Consider the following 18,542-nt stretch of genomic DNA (forward strand, 5'->3'; position numbering starts at 1 on the left):
AGATTATTTTCTACGACGTAGTTCAAGCTCAGAAACTCTCCCAGAGTTATCCAAACGGATATCACTTACGAAGTTTAAGTTCTTTTTAGTGTCCTTCAAGTAGTGAAGATACTTTTCGATGGTAGTTGGCTCATCGTAATCTTTGATACCGCTTTCCTCGTGGATCACAATCAAAACAGGAGTTTCTTTGTTGGTGAACATGTTCAAAGCCTCATTGATTGTTCTGTTAGCCGCATCTACATTGGATGCGTTAGCGATGCTGCTGAAATAGTTTTCCAACTTACCTACAGCAACTTCTTCCGCGGATGGCTGGGCTGGGGCAGGTGCGGGAGGTGGTGGCGGAGCTTGCTCAGTAGCAGGTGCAGGTGCAGGAGCTACTACTTTCTTTTTACTCTTACATGCTCCCATGGAGAGCAACACGAATAAAGCAAGAAATGCAATCTTACTTACGGGTGACAGAATGGTTCTTTTTTTCATTAGTAGGTTTGGATTAATTATTTTTTTCTTCTCAAATATCATTCCATACAGCCTTTTCAAACTTATTATTAAGACAATTTAAGGTTTTATTAAAGGATGTATTTTGATATTAACGTGCAAATCTAAATGAAATTTTCTGGATTTTTTACAAGCGGTTTCTCAGCTAAATAAGAATATTTTTTTTCATAAAAAAAGCCGCCCAAAACAAGAGCGGCCTTCTTTGGTTTAACTATGAAATTTAGCCGAAAATTTCCTTTAATTTATTTTCTAAACTATTCCCTCTCAGATCTTTAGCTACAATCGTTCCATCAGGACCAATCAAGTAAGTAGCAGGAATCGCATTAATCTGATAAGTAGCAGCAGCAACAGAATTAAAATATTTTAAATCAGAAACATGCGTCCAAGTCAGTTTATCGTCCTCAATTGCCTTCACCCAAGCATCTTTTGTCCTATCTAAAGACACACCAAACACTTCAAATCCTTTCGCATTATACTCATTATACATGCGAACCACATTTGGATTTTCTTCTCTACAAGGTCTGCACCAAGCCGCCCAAAAATCGATCAACACATACTTTCCCCTCAAATCAGATAACTTTACTAATTCTCCATCCGGGTTGGGAAGTTCAATTTCAGGAGCCATCTGACCGATTGCCAAGGCTCGCATATCATCCAATTGGGCCAAGACAGTCTGGATCATTCGGGTATTTGGATATTTTTTATCCAATGATTGGATCAACTCATCCACAAATAAGAATTCATTTCTGATATTGATCATCCCCAAAGCTGCCATAGCTGCAAAACTATTATCCATGGATGCAATCAATTCTTTAACTTTTTGACCATGATTAGACTCCATGGACATGGCAAAATCTTGAATCTCTTTAATTCTGTCGGTATCACGATTATTCATGGCCTCCATGTACGCATTATTCAATTGATTGATCTGATCTTGATAATCTTCCGTCAATCGCTCAATATCCAACATGTGCTTGGAATCTTCCGAACCTTCAAGTTCCAGGGAGCTTTCATCATTAAAGTCGTAGATGATTTTCACATCCTGATCATACAAAGCCAATCGTACAGACTTACGGCCCATCAAATCCACTTCGTAAAAACCTGGCTCTGTTAATGCAAGTGTATATGAAAACTTTCCATCACTACCGACTTCCAAGGCAGTCACCAACTCGGAACTATCATCCACAAACTTGGAAATCTTCACTTGACCGGCATCTGCATTTTTCAATACTGCCTTAACTACTACTTCTCCGTCAAACTCACGGTCATTTGCAGAACCACAAGCTACAATGGACAAAAAAAGCAGCGCAAAGAATGTTTTACTGAGATGTTTCATATATCAATTGTCTAGTAATTCCATTAGAATTTTGGTAGCAACTTTGGGATCTGCTTTGCCCTGTGACTTTTTCATCACTTGGCCCATAAACATTCCCATTAACCCTTTCTTTCCAGATTTGTATTCAGCTACCTTGGCTTCGTTTTCGGCCAACACACTTTCTACGATTGGCTTCAGAGAACCTTCATCCGATTCTTGGATCAAATTCAATTCCTGTGCTATCTCTAACGGAGACTTCTCCGGATTGGCCAATAATACAGGATAAATCTTTTGTGAAGCAACTGAGAAGTTAACCTTTCCTTCATCGATAATCTGAATCAAGGTTGCAAGGGCTACTGGCTTAATTGGAAATTGCTCAATATGCAAGGTCAATTCATTCAGATAAGACTTCACAGGTCCCATCATCCAATTGGACGCAGCTTTGTAATTCCCTGTCAATCCACATAACTCCTCAAAATACAAGGCAATTTCTTTGGAATCGGTTAATACTCCTGCATCATAATCCGGAAGACCAAATTCCTGTGTAAATTTTCTAAATAGCTCCCGTGGTAAAGATGGCATGGCTACTTTCACGGAGTTTAACCACTCTTCAGAAATGATCACAGGGCTCAAATCAGGCTCTGGAAAATAACGGTAGTCATTCAAGTCCTCCTTCGTACGCATACTTGCAGTGGTACCTGTAGTAGCATCGAAGGTTCTGGTTTCAGAGATAATGGTCTCCCCTGCCTCTACTTGCTGAATCTGACGCTCAAATTCATGTTCAATCGCTCTTGCCACATTTCGGAAAGAGTTCATGTTTTTCACTTCTACCTTTTTCCCATACTCTGTCGCACCTTTGAGCATCACAGAAATATTGGCATCACAACGTAAAGAACCCTCTTCCATGTTACCATCACAGATATCCAAGTATTTTACCAACTTCTTGATCTCCACTAGATAGTTGTAGGCCTCATCGGAACTTCTAATATCCGGCTCAGAAACGATCTCAATTAAAGGAACGCCTGCGCGGTTAAAATCCACCAAGGTATCTACTTCCTCAGCTAAGTGCATGGACTTACCAGCATCTTCTTCCATGTGGATTCTGTTCAAACGAATACTTTTTTCTTCCCCATTGGATAAAACCACTGGAACAAACCCTCCTACACATATAGGCCCTTTGTCTTGAGTGATCTGGTACCCCTTTGGAAGATCCGGATAGAAATAGTTTTTACGTGAAAAAATATTGTATTTGGTGATTTCCGAGTTACAGGCCAAGCCCATTTTAATCGCAAATTCTACCGCTTTCATATTCACCTTTGGTAAAGTGCCCGGATGCCCCAACGTGATAGGAGAAATCTGGGTATTGGGTAAATTCCCGAATTCCGTACTATCAGATGCGTACATTTTACTTTTGGTCAGTAACTGTGCGTGAACTTCTAACCCAACTACTAAGGTGTATTTATCTTTAATTTCCTGTGAAATCATTCTTATAAATTTTGTGCATGGAACTCAAAAATGAGTCCAAAATTAAGTAAAACCAAATTATTAAGCTGAAAGGTTGGCAAAATAGCCTTTCGCCTTTTCCAATACCTTCGAAAGACCGCTCATATCTTTCCCACCAGCAGTAGCAAAGAAAGGCTGCCCTCCTCCACCACCTTGGATCTCTTTCGCCAATTCTCTCACAATAGCGCCTGCATTCAATCCTTTACTTTCAATCAATGCTTCATGTAGGGCTACAGCCACTTGAGGTTTCCCGTCAATATCTGCTGCCAGTACAATAAATGGCTGTTCCAACTCATTTTTCAACTCAAAAGCAAGTTTCTTCAAAGCATCAGCATGAGGTAACTTTACTTGCCCTAAAACCACCTGAATATCTCCAGCTTTCAGTACATTGGCTAAAAGCTCCGCTTTAACATTACCAGCTTTTTCAGCATGTAATTGCTCCAACTCCTTTTTCAGCTCATTACGCTCGGCCAATAGAGCCTCAATGGATTTTTTCAAATCACGCGGATTTTTCATAAGCTCCTGCAATTCCTTTACCATAGCAACATGCTCACGGTAATAGGCTTCTGCAGCTTGAGAGGTGATCGCTTCTATTCTTCGGACACCCGCTGAAATCGAGCCTTCAGATACAATCTTGCACAAACCAATCAAGCCTGTACTTTTCACATGTATCCCTCCACAAAGCTCTACAGAGAAATTTGGATCAAAAGTGATTACGCGCACAAAGTCTCCATATTTTTCTCCAAACAATGCAGTAGCACCTTGATTCCTAGCTTCCTCAATAGGTACATTTCTTTGCTCATTCAAGACGATGTTAGCACGGATTTTCTCGTTGACAATCTGCTCCACTTGCGCAAGCTCCTCATCCGTCAATTTTGCAAAATGAGAAAAGTCAAAACGCAAGATTTCATCATTGACCAATGAGCCTTTTTGCTGCACGTGATCGCCAAGTACCTGCTTCAATGCTGCATGGAGTAAGTGCGTAGCCGAGTGGTTATTCATGATCAACCCTCTTCTTTGCACATCAACTTTGGCATCAAAAGTAGCGGATGGATTGGAAGGGATTTTATCCACAAAATGAACAATCAAGTCATTCTCTTTCTTCGTGTCCAATACCTTAATGACCTCTTGACCATAAGTCAAAGTACCTTGATCCCCAACCTGACCTCCACTTTCTGCATAGAAAGGTGTTTTGTCTAAGACAACTTGGTATCGATCACCCTTTTTATCGGTAATCTTTCTATACTTTACGATAGTTGAACTTGCTTCTGTATAGTCATACCCAACAAACTCCACTCCCTCTTCTTCTCCAACAAGTACCCAATCCCCTGTCTCCTGTTCAGCCGCTGCTCTTGAACGGGTTTTCTGAACTTCCATCTCTTGTGTGAATCCAGCCTGATCTACAGACAGCCCATTTTCACGGGCAATTAGGGAGGTCAAGTCCAAGGGAAAACCATAAGTATCGTATAATTCAAAGGCTGTTTTTCCAGGAATAACTGCATCTCCTTTTGCTTGCAAGTCCACCTTAATCTGATCCAACATTTTCAGACCATTATCCAAGGTACGTAGGAATGAAGCTTCTTCTTCTTTGATCACACGGGCAATAAATTCCTGCTGTTGGGCAACTTCAGGGAAAATATCCCCAAAATTAGCTGCCAACAAAGGTAAGAGCTCATGTAAAAAAGGTGTTTGGAAACCTAAGAAGGTGTAGCCATAGCGTACTGCTCTTCTTAAAATTCTTCGGATTACGTAACCAGCTTTATTATTAGATGGCAATTGTCCATCAGCAATGGTGAAAGAAATAGCCCGAATGTGATCCACAATTACGCGCATGGCAATGTCTATTTTCTCATCTTTACCATAGCTTTTGCCTGACTTTTCCTCCAAGTAGCTTATAAAAGGTACAAATACATCCGTATCATAATTGGAGGATTTTCCTTGGATAGCTCTCACCAATCGCTCAAAACCCATACCCGTATCCACATGCTTGGCTGGTAATTCTTTCAAGCTTCCATCAGAAAGCCTATTGAATTGCATAAATACCAAGTTCCAGATTTCAATCACCTGTGGATGGTCATTGTTAACCAAAGCGTAGCCATCTACTAAGGCACGTTCCTCATCCGTACGCAAGTCAATGTGAATCTCCGAACAAGGACCACAAGGACCTGTATCCCCCATCTCCCAGAAGTTATCCTTTTTACTTCCGAAGATGATTCTATTCTCAGGAACGATCGCTTTCCAAAAATCGAATGCTTCGGTGTCCTTCTCCAATTGGTCACCAGCATCTCCTCCAAATACGGAAACGTATAGTCTATCTTTGGGCAATTGGTAAACCTCTGTTAGCAATTCCCAAGCCCATTCGATGGCATCTTTTTTAAAGTAATCTCCAAAAGACCAGTTGCCCAACATCTCAAACATGGTATGATGGTAGGTATCCACGCCTACTTCCTCTAGGTCATTGTGCTTACCGGATACACGCAAACATTTCTGACTGTTGGCTACACGTGTTGCTTTGGGTGTATCATTACCCAAGAAATAATCTTTGAACTGATTCATCCCTGCATTGGTAAACATCAGAGTCGGATCGTTCTTGACAACTATCGGTGAAGAAGGAACAAATTGATGCTGTTTTGATTGAAAAAATTCAATGAAGGTGCTTCTAATTTTTTTGGCTTCCATGTAAGCTTTTGACTATGTTCGGATTATAAGATTTACTTTGTATATTTACGGCCCTTGTTGATGATTCACCCTCAAAAGCCTTAAGGGCTACAAAATTAGAATATTTACCCCGCAAATTGTAATGAGTAGAATAAAATATTACTACGACCCTAAAACCTGCAAATATGAACGCTATACGCGCAGCAAATGGGATATTTTCCTAAACTCCCTCGGTTTTTTGGCTTTAGCGTCTCTTTTATCTGCATTTATTTTGCTGGTATTTACCTATTATTTTGATAGCCCAAAAGAACTCCTGTTAAAACGAGAGAACCAAGAACTCAAGCGATATTTTCAATTAATGGAAGATGATCTAAAAAACATGAACGAAATGTTGGCAGATCTTCAAGAGCGGGATGATAATCTGTACCGGGTAATTTTTGAATCAGAACCAATTCCGACAGAAGTAAGAAATGCGGGAATTGGAGGTACAGATCGCTATCGGGATATCAGAAATAAAGGACTTGACCAAGAAAAATTACTGGTACGTTTGATGGAGAAAATAGATTTACTCAAGAGAAAATTATATGTGCAGTCGTACAGCTTTGAGGAGGTCACGGATTTAGCATTGAAAAAAGAAGAGTACTGGGCATCTATCCCAGCTATTCAACCTATTCTCAATGAAGAATTGGGGAAATTAGCTTCTGGTTTTGGTATGCGATTACACCCGATTTTGAAAGTGATGAAAATGCATACAGGTGTTGACTTTACCGCCCCTATCGGAACCCCGATTTATGCAACTGGAGACGGAGTGGTAAAAGAAGTCAAAACAGAGTTTGGAGGCTATGGGAAATACATAGAAATCGATCATGGATTTGGTTTTGTCAGTCGGTATGCCCATATGAATGATTTTGCTGTTCGCAAAGGTCAAAAAATCAAAAGAGGAGATCAAATTGGAACTGTCGGAAATACAGGTTCATCCACTGCCCCACATGTGCATTATGAAGTAATCAAAGATGGCCGCTATGTAAATCCTGTCAACTACTTCTTCAAAGACCTTACGCCAGAGGAATATGATAAAATCTTGGAATTGGCGAACAAGGAAAATCAATCGTTGAGTTAAAATACTAATGATCAAATAGATTAGTATCTTTCATTTTAAAGTATTACCACCCTCCTTAATCTAGATGGAGGGTGGTAAAAAAACAAATAGACTTTTGAATATTTAAAGTGGGAATCGATAAATCCGTATGCATTCAGAAAAGTCCAAGAATCAATTCATCTATGGCTGTACTATCTTGTATCTAATCGGATACTGGTATTTTTCATTTGATGGAATCACTTTTTCGGATGATGTGGTCTACATGGAATTTGGAAAATTATTTTGGGAAGGAAAGGCCTTCCCCTATCCCACACACTTCGCTGACCGATGGGGTACATATATTTTTTCTGGATTATTAACCCATACTTTTGGATTCAACGAACGAATAGCTGCAACTGCATCTTTGACCAGTTATATCCTCACATACAGTATTTTATTCTCATTATTGAACAAGAGTCAGCAGCGATTAGGATTTAGTTTACTATATGTTGGCCAAGTATATTTTATGTATTTCATCCATAAGGTTTATCCTGACAGTGTACTTCTTTTGTTTATTACAGTTATTTTGTGGTCAGCTATTCGGAGGCATGAGCGACCTAAATTAGCAGGAATTCTTATGGCTGCATCTTTTTTGATAGGTTTTTCAACAAAAGAAACCATAGTTTTCTTGCTCCCCATGCCGCTATTTTTGCTAGCCAAAGATTGGAAAACGAATAATTCAAAGTGCTTTTACCAGGTCTTTTTCGCCTGCTCCATCATTCTTTTGCTAGGTTATTTTGGTTATTATCACATTTATAATGGCAATTGGTTATTTCGATTTTCATCAGTCAATGAAGGACATTACATTTCTGAGTATACTTATCATGACAAAGGGTGGAAAGCAATACTCCAGCGATTGACTTACGTCCCCATTCTAACCTTTATCGAGCGCTCTTTTTGGCCATACATGATTGGTGCCTTTCCAGCACTTTTGCATGGGATCAAAGGAACAGATGACACCCAAAAAATCATCTCTTGGGCAGTCGTTTGTTTATTTACTGGATTTTGGTTCATGAGTTCAACCCTTGAATTTTACAATCCATTATACCTTAATCCAAGACATTTAATTATCCTAATTCCCTTGTTGGCTTGGCTGATCGCATACTCTATACCTTGTGTTTTACTTCAGAGATCTAATTTGATTTTCTTTGCATTTAGCTTTGTTTTTGCTGCTATTTTATCATGGAATTCTTTTATGCTCCTTTCTTTTTACAGTTCTTTGGCCATCTTTATGCTCCTAATTTTGTACTTACCAAAAGCAAAATGGGGTATTCTCCTATGGCTTTTTTTACCTGGAATGGCTAGCAGCCTGTATCACTATCAAAACAAAAACTATCCTCATTTGAAAGAAGCATACCGCATATTTGCTGAATCATCATCAGCCGATTTAAAACTGGCAAATGACTTTTTGGTATTTAGTAACGAGGTATTGTTAACTAATTCAAGTGCTGGTAACGTCCATTCGTTAAAAAACTGGGAAGCGCTAATGCAACACCCACCTAAGAGTATGGACATATTTATCTATAATTTTTATAAGCATGCCTATCCTTTGGAGCAAGAGGATTGGGATGGACTTCAACATGCATTACAGCAAAGAAATTACAGATCAACGCTCCTATCACAGGATAAATGGGTCGAAATTTGGAGATTTGAAAATCCTTAAATTAAAAAAGCGAATAGTAAATCAAAAAAGATAATCCATGATTTTTGTTGATCTAATTAAATAAAGTATAAGCGAGTGTCCATTCGAAAAAATCAGCTTTTAATCGATGCGCTTTAATGGATAAGCCTGCCGAAATTCCATTGGTCAATCGATACCTTAAACCCAAGCGGGAATAATACCAAGTTATTTCCTCGTTATGGATATTTCTGTGCATATAGGCACCTATTCCAATTGGCACATACAGGTGAGGAGTCAATACCCATTCCCATATCCCCACAATACCAAATGAAGCTCTGTCTTCAAAAGACACTTGTGTTCGGTCCAATCGACGTTCTGCAGCGCCTGAGTAAAACATGTCAGCACCGATACCCATCCTGAACTTATAATCCCATTGCCACACTCGCTGTATACCTATGGCAAGCTTGGGATATTGCCCTTCTCCCGTAGTATAATTTTTCCCTCCTGCACTAATCATAAAATTCCATTGGGGCTGTAACTGAAAGTTTGGAATAGCTTGCGTATAGGTCGCCGTATGATACCTTTCGTTCAATATACTCCTAAGTCCAATGGTAAAAGGAATGATATTTAGTCCTGTATTTGGTTTGCGAAGAGAGCCATTTGAAAAATGTTTCAACCCAATAGATGCATCTATAAAAAGACCTGAATTTATCCTATAAGCACTTGTAAGACCAAAATGGGTATAGATATTTTCATAGGAGCCTATAAATTGATTCAAAGGATTATCCTCCTCATCAAAAGGTGTAAAATTAAATCCTACACCTACTGATGCAAAATATCGAAAACTCATTTGATCCTTGAGAATTTTACGCTTAAATGGTATATCTGCAAATGCATAAATAGCATGAGGCTGGCCCAAAAACTCACTTTGAAAAGTAGCACTATACAAACCTATTCCAAAAGTTGGATTTCGGTAGAGATGATTATATAACGTTGGTTCTGTTCGCTTGAACCCTAATCGTATATCAACCGCCTTATAATCAAATGTACTGCGAACTTCTCTACCCCAATCAGTATTGGCATGAATCAGCGGCCCTCGTTCCATTAATACAGAAAAGTCTTTTCTGTATTTGGGTAAAGAGCGCATCAGAGAATCATTTGGATAATAGCCTTTAACTTCTGACAGGGAGTCACTTTTTTCAGTTGAATTTCCGTATTGAAAGCCATCACAAACAAAAAATAAACAAAACACAATTACTGTCAGCATAATAGCTTATCTATACGATTCCAATTAACTTAAGATTTCACCTTTTCATTAGGGTTCAGTTTTTTTTTGATGAAAATACAAAAAAATCGCGTTCCTTCTCCATTTTTAACAACGTAATCTTTTGTTAAAGTCATTCATTAAAAGTAAAAGATAGATTATTCATTAGTGTAATGTTAGTTTTTTGATCCTTTCCTTATCTTTCTTATATGGTTAAAATTAGGGAACCATATAAGGGATAGAAGATCATTTAAGTTTTTTAATCCAGCTCCTCTCCTATAGCAAACTTTACCTGCAACTCCTGAAAGTATAGGGTGTATCTAGCTTGAGCATGGTCAGATTGTGCAGTTACCAATTGTTGGTTAGCCTGGGCTAGGTCAACAAAATTACTTAGCCCCAATCGAAAACGCTCTGTGATTGCCAAATGAGCTTCTTTAGCAGCTTCTAATTGGATGGTGGTGGCTTCCATGCGCTTGACAGCAGCTTTTAAGCCTTGATAGGCCAATTTGACTTCCTGCGAAATCACCCGCTCGATGGCATGTAGATCAAGTTGCTGATTCTTCAAATTCACCTTTGAGCGTGTCACATGTAAGCGGTTGTCAAAATTTGTGAATATGGGTATAGACAAATTCAACCCAAACGAGCGCTGAGGAAAAATAGTGAAAAACTGATTACTGAAGGTGCGCTCATCCAAACTTGTAAAGAAGGTACTGTAATTGAAAAAGGCATTGAGTTGAGGATAAAATTCAGCTCTGGAAACTGCCAGCATGCGTTGCTGAGCTTCTACTAACTTATGTTGTTGCTGTAAATCTCTCCTGCCAAGCCTAGCCTCTTGATACAAGTCCTCCAAAGGAAGACTTAGCCATTGCTGTTCATAAACCTCCAAATTGATTGGTGCTAATACTGGAATAACCTCCTTGTCCAATTGAAGGATTTCAGCCATTAGCCATCTATCGCGTTCCCACTGCAATTCGGCATCTACGAGTACTGCTTGAAGTCTGGCAACCTCTGATTGCTGGTTGTAGAGATCTGCTATCGTCCGCAAGCCTGCATCCAAAAAACCTTGTATCTGCTCCAACTGTGCTTGCTGAATGGCCAAATTTTCTTTAGAGATTTTCACTAATTCCTCACTGAGTAATGTTTGCAAATACTGTTGAGCAACGGAATTGAATACCTCTTGTCTACCCCTTTCCAATCCCAGTAATCCTGCCTCTTCAAAATTCCTGGTGGCTTTGCTTAATTGATGCTGACGAAATCCGTTAAAGACAGGAGCCGAGGCATTGAGCCCTCCCGTGACAATAGAGTTAATTTCATTGGTGACAATGAGTTCCCCTTCTACCTGTTGAAATTGTTGACCAACTTGTCTAAACGCTGCACTATTGGCTGTCAATCTTGGAAGATAGCCCAATTGGGCATTCAATCGTTCCATCCGGAGGACATCTTGTTGATTTTGGAGTTTTTGAAAATCTATTTGTTTGGTTAGCGCGATGGCTACAGCCTCCTCAAATGTCAACGAAACCTCTTGCTGAGCAATTGCAACTGAACACCATCCGAAAAACAAGATTAAAATCAATATATATCGTCTCATAAGGCTAGTTGCTTTTCAATTCGTCCATCGACCATTTCCACCAATCGGTTGCCATAATCTGCATTTTCCCTCGCATGGGTCGCTTGAATGATGGTGGTACCTTCGTTGTTCAATTCACGGAAAACCTCCATAATTTCTTTGGCTTGGGTAGAATGGAGATTCCCCGTAGGTTCATCCGCTAGCAGTACGCGTGGTTTACCTGCTATGGCCCGTGCTATTCCTACCATCTGTTGCTGTCCTCCAGATAGCTGCTCTGGAAATAAGTCTTTTTTAGCCACCATCTGAAAGCGATCCAATAATTCCGCAATGATGCTTTTGCGCTCGGCAGTTCCCACATTTCTGTAGAGAAGCGGTGTTTCAATATTTTCAAAAACAGTCAGCTCATCGATCAGATGATACGCTTGAAAAATGTGGCCAAACTCCGACTTGTGAAGTGCCGACTTCTGCTTGCTCTTCATCGTTTGGATAAGTTGATTTTCAAAAAGATATTCCCCTTCAAAGTCTTCATCTAAGAGTCCAATAATATTCAGCAGACTAGATTTCCCAGCCCCTGAAGGTCCCATAAGCGTGACAAAATCACCAGAAGAAATGGTAAGGTTGATGCCTTTCAAAATGAAAGACCGTTGAAATCTTCCTTCTATAAATTTGTCTATGTTACTTAGCTGTATCATTCTATTTTAAATTGTCTCCACTCCTACCTTCCATTCCTATGCCATAAAAAAGGCTCCAAAATATCGAATTTGAGGCCTTTTTGATTGATTTTTGGTAATTTGATTCGAACAACTTCGTCCGCCTACGGACAAAAAAAAGTTATGTGAAATAATATTTGAAAATCTCAGATCTTCATCTCTAATTCTAAATTCCCAAACCAGATCCCAAAGGGATCATATGTTTATAGAATCCATCCGTCTTCGGAGATGTGCGACCCCGTAGGGTGTCGTATGGCAACTAGGAACACAAATTACTATAAACATGTGACCTCTTCGAGGTCTGAAATTATAGAGTCTAATTTCACCATGGGTTTAAAAACATGATTAATCGATTGACCGTCGTAACGAGACATGTATCTGCATATTTTTCCGCGCTTTCTGTGCATTCTGCGCGCTTTCTTTCTTCTGTCATTCATCCCTCATCCTTCATCCTTCCCTATCACTCACTCTTCAACACCTTCGCTGGATTAGTTTTAGCAATTCCCATGGAGTGGATCAAGACAACTCCCAATGCCAAAACCAAGACGGCTATCCCAACAATTAAAAAAATATGATATGGCATGGAGATTCGGTAGGCAAAATCCTGTAGCCATTGATTACTGAAGTAGTATGCTGGGACGATGGCTAGACAGGTCGCTGTAGCGATCAAGGCAATATACTGTTTACTGATCAGCATTAGGATACTGCCTATACTTGCCCCCAACACTTTCCGAATGCTTACCTCTTTGGTTCGCTGCTCAATGGTGAAGGAGGAAAGCCCAAATAAGCCAAGAATTGAAATCAAAATTGCAATACCGGAAGCAAAGGTTAAAATGCCCTGAATCTGCTCGTCTGCTTGATAGAAGCCTTTGACCACCTCGTCGATAAATTCAAACTCCCCTGTTTCGTAAGGATACACTTCTTTGACTAGGGCCTGAAGTTGCTGCTTGGCTATGGCTAGGTTTTGATTCGGTTGAATTTTTACAGTTAACAGGTAATAATAATCCGGCTGATAAATCACGACCATGGGAAGAATCTCTTCCCGAAGATTTCTGGCATTGAAGTTATTCAATACCCCTACGATCTTCCTTGGCTCTGCTCCAGTTCGGAGCTGTCTTCCTATGGCCTCCGAAGGATCAGAAATACCAACTTTTTGCAAAAATCTTTCATTGACCAAAATCTCATCTTTTTGGTTACTCGCTTTTCTTCCGGCAAGTAACCTTAGTCCATTGGCCTCAACGAATGCCGAATCCACATTCATCATGTGAACATACAGGGTTTGCTCAACAGTATCTGTCTTAAAATAGGCATCGGAAGTCCAGAGACTATTGGAGGAAACCAGCGCATTGCTCAGACTGGCCGAAGCCACATAGCTTTCTTGCTGCATACGGTAGGCCAATTGCTGCTTGGTTTCGGGAGAACCCATAAATGGCAACTGGGTATACATTACGGCATCTTTTTCAAAGCCTAAAGGCTGGGAACTGATGTATTGCATTTGCGAGCGCAATACCAACACCATGCATATGAATGCAATCGAAGCTGTAAATTGAATCACGGTCAAATTTTTACGTAAAAAGGGTCCAAAGCCTCTGTTAGAGGACGCCTGGACTTCCCCTTTGAGCGCCCGCTGGGGTTGATAGGTTGACAAAACAAAAGATGGATACAAGCCTGACAAAAGGGTGATCACTACCACAATCCCCAACAAAAAGCCAATTGAGCTCCATTGGTAAGGATCAAAAGTGAAGGTTTCTGGTAAATAGGATGAAAAGAACTGATAGGTCAAGTTAGAGAAGAGCAAGCCTACCAAGGAGGAAAGTAATACAAGCAGGAAGGTTTCGCTCAAAAACTGGAAAATCAGTTGCTTTCTATCTGAACCCAGGGATTTACGAATGCCTACTTCCTTGGATCGACGAATGGCAAGAGCAGTCTCCAAATTGATAAAATTGAGGCAGGCAAGTAGCAAAATAATCAGCCCAATGTACACCAATCCATTCAGCAAATCCTTTGAAACTACCGTATCATCATAATTCTCGGTAAAATGCATTTCCTTTAAAGCCCTAGCTTCATAGCGAGAATCATCATTTTCTGTGTCTACATATTTGCCAGCCAACAACTTCAATCCTTCATTTAATTCATCCTTTGAAACCCCTTCTCTCACTTTGACAAAGAGTTGGTTGGAGGAATTGAGGTTAGTCCAGCTGTGGAGGCCGTACCATTCATTTTTATCTGCATGCGCTATGCTGCTGAAAGAGATAAAATCAGTAAAAATAAAATCCGTGGGCTTTTCGAAATCCTTCACCACTCCTGTAACGTAGGCGACAATGGAGTCTCCAGCATCTATCCATAGCATTTCCTTGCCCAGCACATCGATGGCTTGGTAGCCCGGAAAATAGCTAGCCATGCTAGATGCTGTGATCACACATTGATTGGGGGTGGTTAAGGCAGTGGCGGGATTACCAGCCAACCATTCCCTAGGGAAGACTTCAAAAAAACCTGGATCCGCAAAAGCCACCCGATTGGATTTTCCAATAAAGCGCTGCTGCTCCGGTACAATGACGGTGGTTTCGTACAGCGCATACAGTCTGGCTTTGGCTTCGATACTAGAGAGTTCCTCGTCAATAACCTCTCCCAATGGACCTGAAGAACCCGCGGATTCAAACTTTTCGCCTGGTTGCCACTCAGAAACTGAGTGTATTCGATATATCCGATCGCCATTTGGATGAAAGGTATCAAAACTATAGGCATGAAGCACTACCTGAAAAATCAGCAAACAAATCCCAATTCCGAGGGATAATCCCAAGACATGAATCAATGTTCGCACCTTATTGCGAAGGATGGTCCGAAAAGCGATGGTAATGTAGTTTTTGATCATGGCAGCTAAGAAATGAAAATTACACAGTATCAGCTGAATTGCCAAGTTCGTACCAATTAAAAAACGGCTTCTATGGCCCTATTGAAGGCTTTTTGAATTCCCTGAGGAAATCTAGCGAACACTTTTGACCGCTGTCGGACGAAGACGCTTAAGGTCATATATCAAGCTTTAAAAAATTAGCAATTTCAACTCACCCCTTGCATATAGCTTTTGACAAAAATCCATTTCCCAAATATTTGTGTACTTCCATAGCACAGCCAATTATTTTACCTGTTAACTCAGAGTGCTTATATTTTTCGTCAATCATAGTTTTCATTCCATCATTTGAAAATCATAGTTCAAGACTTCTTCAACTTTTTAATATCTTCCTCTATCTCTTTTAAACTTTGTTCTTTCTCAATCGCTTTTTGGGAAATCTTATATTTTTCAAATTCATCCGTTGATTTTTTTAAAGCCATCTCATGGCTGATTTTTCCCGCATGTGTTAATAACTCCCTGCCATTCAACTGCAATATACTATCCAACCGTTGAATCCAATCTTTCATATACATGGGCGTTTGCTGCTGGGCCATGGTTTCAGCAAAAGCCAAATATTGTTCCACCAACAAGCCTAAAAGCTTCATTTCATCTTCATTTAAGTAATTTTTGGCAATGCTTACCTCTGATTTTTTGATAGAAGTTGTGCCTTTCTTGTCGTAAGATTGCATACCCAACAGGGGAAGATTAGCATCAACTCTACGATAGACCAGTTCGGCTGCTGTTTGCTGACTGATGGCCCAAAGGAGTTTATTTTGTACAATTTTGAAAAATTCAATGGTCTTCTCATCCGTTGGATCGTAGTCAATGCTTGTGGTGTAGATGTCTTTGATTTTTTGATAGAAAAAACGCTCCGATAGTCGTATTTCCCGAATGCGTTCCTGCAATTCGTTGAAATAATTCATTGAACTGCCACTCTTAAAACGGTCGTCATTGAGCGTAAAGCCTTTGATGATGTATTCCTTGAGTCGTTGGGTAGCCCAAATGCGGAATTGTGTACCTTGTTGTGATTTGACTCTGTAGCCAACTGAAATGATAACGTCTAAATTAAAGTGGTCAAGTTCTCGCTCCACCTTTCGAGTGCCTTCGGTTTGAACTGTCCGGAATTTCCGGACAGTTGAAATTTTCTCCAATTCACCCTCACTGTAGATATTGCTGATATGCTCGCTGATGGTGCGCTTGTCCTTGCCAAATAATTGCCCCATTTGCGCCTGCGTAAGCCAAACGGTTTCTTCTTGCAAGCGAACATCTATTTTGATGTTACCGTCCTGGTTCTGGTATATGAGGATATCGCTAGTCATACAATGTTCCATTTTAAGGTGTTAGCTAATACTTTTGCTGCACCGGTTAGTTTTTATTTGGTTATTGTCGAAAGGTATTTTACAATTTGTATATTTTTCTTTCATTTTCTTGTTTGAAGTGCTAACGTGATTTTTTCTCCATTTCTTGAAGTTACAGGACCATAAGCAAACTGATTTCTCTCGATTATCCTGTAAGTGGACATATCCGTTCCAATGGTATGGGCAATAGAAGGGACAAATTTCTTCTGAATACTTAAACCCACCAAAGGCAAGTCCTCCAAATCACTGTTTCGTCCTGAGACTGGTTGAGTGTAATTCCCAAGTGGTTTATAGTTCTGGCTCATATCTTGCTGATTAAGTTTTTAAGTAACGTTTTATCCTCAATCACCGAAAAGGCGAAGCATTTCTTGCCCAAATCTTTTAATGAAGCTCCAATACGATACAGCTCCTTATGGTCTATGATTAAAAATCGGTCGTGAAAGTCTTGGCTGTGTTTTATTTCTAATTTCCCATATTGGGCATTGAACTTTTCTATATCCAAAGCTTTGATGGGTGTGCTTTTTGGGGTTATAATGGTAACACCAACGTTATTTGATTTTTCGGATAACATTTCCAAAATGCTTATGTCTATGTAATTATCTATAATAATAAGTGAGGATTGTGCTTTTTTAATCAGGTCAATCACAAAACTATAAGCATCAAATATTTGTCCTTTAAAAAAGATATCTTGTTTAATGGCAGGCTTCCCTTGTTCCAAAGCAGTAAAGATTTTCTCAAAATGTTGGTCGTTCAGTTGCAGTTTGGTTTCTATGCTTTCTACACGTTGCAATAACCCTGTATGATGAGCCAATACTTTTCTCATTTCTACAAAGGCATTCATAATTTGTATGCTGACCATTATGGCTTTTTCACTTCTCAATACAGCTGAGAGCATGGCAACACCTTGCTCTGTAAAAGCATAGGGCAAATATTTTAAGTTTTTTCCTTGTTGAGTTCCTGAAATTTTCAAGGTCACAAATTGTGATTTTGAATTAGAAGTCACAAATTGTGACCTCAAGTCTTCAATCTCATTTTCGGTTAACTGAAATCTAAATTTTTCCGGAAACCGATTAATATTTCTTTTTACCGCTTGATTTAATATTCGCGTTTCAACTTGATACATTTCTGCCAAATCCCGGTCAAACATCACCTGAACACCACGAATGATAAATATTAAATCCTCAACTTTGATTAATTCATATCTAACTAGTTCTGTACCCATAAACTAATAAAATTTTAAAACCGGTCGCAATTTGCGACCAGTTCATTTTTCTTGGTATCCGATAAATGAAATCTGAAATGCGCAGGAAATCTTATACTGTTTCTTTTTACTTGTTCGTTCAGTCTTTTTGGCTACTTCATTAACAAGTATCTTCAATCGATTTTTCTTTTTTCTGTCTTTTGGCCATTGATACTGTATTCTGTCTTTGTGTATTTCAAAATTCATTTACGCAGTCAACATTAGCAAAAAGCTCATTCGCTTGATGTACGATTGCTTAGTTCTCCGAGCCTTGAAGTAAGCCCTTCATCTAACAGGACAAGCTATAAAAAAAAGCCCTACCCTTTCCTTCATTCAACGCTTTTCCAACAATTCTAAAAATAATGAATTTAGTTGTAATGGAGCATTTAGCGTAAAAAGATTTTCATATTTTTCCTATCCTACTCTGAAATCGCCCCATCAACAAACAAAAAAACACACTGATCAGGGTATTAGTTTGCATCAGGGCAAATGGAATTCGCTGGTGATAAAGCCATCCTCGTGCCAAGCTAAAAACAGCCAAAATGAAGAAATTTGAGGCATTTGTCTCCGAAAACAAAAACAAAACGTACACTTTTGACCGCATACGGGCAAAAAAAAAGACCCAATAGTTCGGGTCCCTTTTATCAACTATTAACCTTATTTTAGATTTTAGAGGGTAGATTTTAGATTTGGTTATTTGAGTTTACCTCTTGGCTCTTGGTTCTTGATTCTTGGTTCTTGAGTCTAAACTCTCGCTTCTCTCACCCGAACCCCTACTTGGTT

General features: G+C 39.5%; 14 protein-coding genes. 2 read left to right on the top strand and 12 right to left on the bottom strand.

Annotated elements, in window-relative coordinates; all coding sequences use genetic code 11:
• Positions 1-3: 3 nt before the first annotated feature.
• From IE080_RS00560 to alaS, 4 genes are all read right to left on the bottom strand, one after another.
• Positions 4-477 (bottom strand): nucleoid-structuring protein H-NS, encoded by a 474-nt coding sequence (locus tag IE080_RS00560; RefSeq protein WP_189578364.1) that lies wholly within the window; start codon positions 475-477, stop codon positions 4-6.
• A gap of 238 nt (positions 478-715) precedes the next feature.
• Positions 716-1,831 carry a peroxiredoxin family protein gene (locus IE080_RS00565; protein ID WP_189578366.1) on the bottom strand — a complete coding sequence of 372 codons (1,116 nt, stop codon included), beginning with the start codon at positions 1,829-1,831 and terminating at the stop codon, positions 716-718.
• A 3-nt stretch (positions 1,832-1,834) separates the two neighbouring features.
• Positions 1,835-3,295 (bottom strand): Asp-tRNA(Asn)/Glu-tRNA(Gln) amidotransferase subunit GatB, encoded by a 1,461-nt coding sequence (gene gatB, locus IE080_RS00570; protein WP_189578368.1) that lies wholly within the window; start codon positions 3,293-3,295, stop codon positions 1,835-1,837.
• A 60-nt stretch (positions 3,296-3,355) separates the two neighbouring features.
• The gene (gene alaS, locus IE080_RS00575) at positions 3,356-5,992 is read right to left on the bottom strand and encodes an alanine--tRNA ligase (protein ID WP_189578370.1); all 2,637 of its coding nucleotides are present in this window, start codon (positions 5,990-5,992) and stop codon (positions 3,356-3,358) included.
• 121 nt (positions 5,993-6,113) lie between these two features.
• Between alaS and IE080_RS00580 the strand changes: the two genes are divergently transcribed.
• Both IE080_RS00580 and IE080_RS00585 read left to right on the top strand, forming a co-directional pair.
• Positions 6,114-7,091 carry a M23 family metallopeptidase gene (locus IE080_RS00580; protein WP_189578371.1) on the top strand — a complete coding sequence of 326 codons (978 nt, stop codon included), beginning with the start codon at positions 6,114-6,116 and terminating at the stop codon, positions 7,089-7,091.
• Positions 7,092-7,218: 127 nt separating this feature from the next.
• Positions 7,219-8,772 (top strand): ArnT family glycosyltransferase, encoded by a 1,554-nt coding sequence (locus IE080_RS00585; protein ID WP_189578373.1) that lies wholly within the window; start codon positions 7,219-7,221, stop codon positions 8,770-8,772.
• Positions 8,773-8,824: 52 nt separating this feature from the next.
• Here the strand turns inward: IE080_RS00585 and IE080_RS00590 are convergent, their stop codons facing one another.
• The 8 genes from IE080_RS00590 to IE080_RS19705 all read right to left on the bottom strand — a co-directional run bounded on the left by IE080_RS00590 (position 8,825) and on the right by IE080_RS19705 (position 17,863).
• Positions 8,825-9,997, bottom strand: a complete 1,173-nt coding sequence (locus tag IE080_RS00590) for an acyloxyacyl hydrolase (RefSeq protein WP_189578375.1) — start codon at positions 9,995-9,997, stop codon at positions 8,825-8,827.
• A 256-nt stretch (positions 9,998-10,253) separates the two neighbouring features.
• Positions 10,254-11,582, bottom strand: a complete 1,329-nt coding sequence (locus IE080_RS00595) for a TolC family protein (protein WP_189578377.1) — start codon at positions 11,580-11,582, stop codon at positions 10,254-10,256.
• On the bottom strand, positions 11,579-12,253 hold the full coding sequence (locus IE080_RS00600; RefSeq protein ID WP_189578379.1) for an ABC transporter ATP-binding protein: 675 nt from the start codon (positions 12,251-12,253) through the stop codon (positions 11,579-11,581). Before IE080_RS00600 ends, IE080_RS00595 begins: the two co-directional genes overlap by 4 nt.
• A gap of 478 nt (positions 12,254-12,731) precedes the next feature.
• The gene (locus IE080_RS00605; RefSeq protein WP_229800437.1) at positions 12,732-15,188 is read right to left on the bottom strand and encodes an FtsX-like permease family protein; all 2,457 of its coding nucleotides are present in this window, start codon (positions 15,186-15,188) and stop codon (positions 12,732-12,734) included.
• A gap of 293 nt (positions 15,189-15,481) precedes the next feature.
• Positions 15,482-16,480 carry a virulence RhuM family protein gene (locus IE080_RS00610; RefSeq protein WP_189578383.1) on the bottom strand — a complete coding sequence of 333 codons (999 nt, stop codon included), beginning with the start codon at positions 16,478-16,480 and terminating at the stop codon, positions 15,482-15,484.
• 101 nt (positions 16,481-16,581) lie between these two features.
• A complete protein-coding gene (locus IE080_RS00615; RefSeq protein ID WP_189578384.1) occupies positions 16,582-16,824 on the bottom strand; it encodes a hypothetical protein in 243 nt (80 codons plus the stop codon).
• Positions 16,821-17,741 carry an ORF6N domain-containing protein gene (locus tag IE080_RS00620; RefSeq protein WP_189578386.1) on the bottom strand — a complete coding sequence of 307 codons (921 nt, stop codon included), beginning with the start codon at positions 17,739-17,741 and terminating at the stop codon, positions 16,821-16,823. The genes IE080_RS00615 and IE080_RS00620 overlap by 4 nt, the downstream gene beginning before the upstream one ends.
• Positions 17,742-17,755: 14 nt before the next feature.
• Positions 17,756-17,863 carry an ORF6N domain-containing protein gene (locus IE080_RS19705; RefSeq protein ID WP_373295116.1) on the bottom strand — a complete coding sequence of 36 codons (108 nt, stop codon included), beginning with the start codon at positions 17,861-17,863 and terminating at the stop codon, positions 17,756-17,758.
• Positions 17,864-18,542: the final 679 nt, after the last annotated feature.

Source organism: Mongoliitalea lutea (assembly GCF_014652135.1).
Classification (GTDB): Bacteria; Bacteroidota; Bacteroidia; order Cytophagales; family Cyclobacteriaceae; genus Mongoliitalea; species Mongoliitalea lutea.

Excerpts from the sequence above, each read along its gene's own strand:
- IE080_RS00600 (WP_189578379.1), bottom strand. The coding sequence starts at position 12,253 with ATGATACAGCTAAGTAACATAGACAAATTTATAGAAGGAAGATTTCAA.
- IE080_RS00560 (WP_189578364.1), bottom strand. The coding sequence starts at position 477 with ATGAAAAAAAGAACCATTCTGTCACCCGTAAGTAAGATTGCATTTCTT.
- IE080_RS00565 (WP_189578366.1), bottom strand. The coding sequence starts at position 1,831 with ATGAAACATCTCAGTAAAACATTCTTTGCGCTGCTTTTTTTGTCCATT.
- IE080_RS00610 (WP_189578383.1), bottom strand. The coding sequence starts at position 16,480 with ATGACTAGCGATATCCTCATATACCAGAACCAGGACGGTAACATCAAA.
- IE080_RS00580 (WP_189578371.1), top strand. The coding sequence starts at position 6,114 with ATGAGTAGAATAAAATATTACTACGACCCTAAAACCTGCAAATATGAA.
- IE080_RS00620 (WP_189578386.1), bottom strand. The coding sequence starts at position 17,741 with ATGGGTACAGAACTAGTTAGATATGAATTAATCAAAGTTGAGGATTTA.
- gatB (WP_189578368.1), bottom strand. The coding sequence starts at position 3,295 with ATGATTTCACAGGAAATTAAAGATAAATACACCTTAGTAGTTGGGTTA.
- IE080_RS00585 (WP_189578373.1), top strand. The coding sequence starts at position 7,219 with ATGCATTCAGAAAAGTCCAAGAATCAATTCATCTATGGCTGTACTATC.
- alaS (WP_189578370.1), bottom strand. The coding sequence starts at position 5,992 with ATGGAAGCCAAAAAAATTAGAAGCACCTTCATTGAATTTTTTCAATCA.
- IE080_RS00615 (WP_189578384.1), bottom strand. The coding sequence starts at position 16,824 with ATGAGCCAGAACTATAAACCACTTGGGAATTACACTCAACCAGTCTCA.
- IE080_RS00590 (WP_189578375.1), bottom strand. The coding sequence starts at position 9,997 with ATGCTGACAGTAATTGTGTTTTGTTTATTTTTTGTTTGTGATGGCTTT.
- IE080_RS00595 (WP_189578377.1), bottom strand. The coding sequence starts at position 11,582 with ATGAGACGATATATATTGATTTTAATCTTGTTTTTCGGATGGTGTTCA.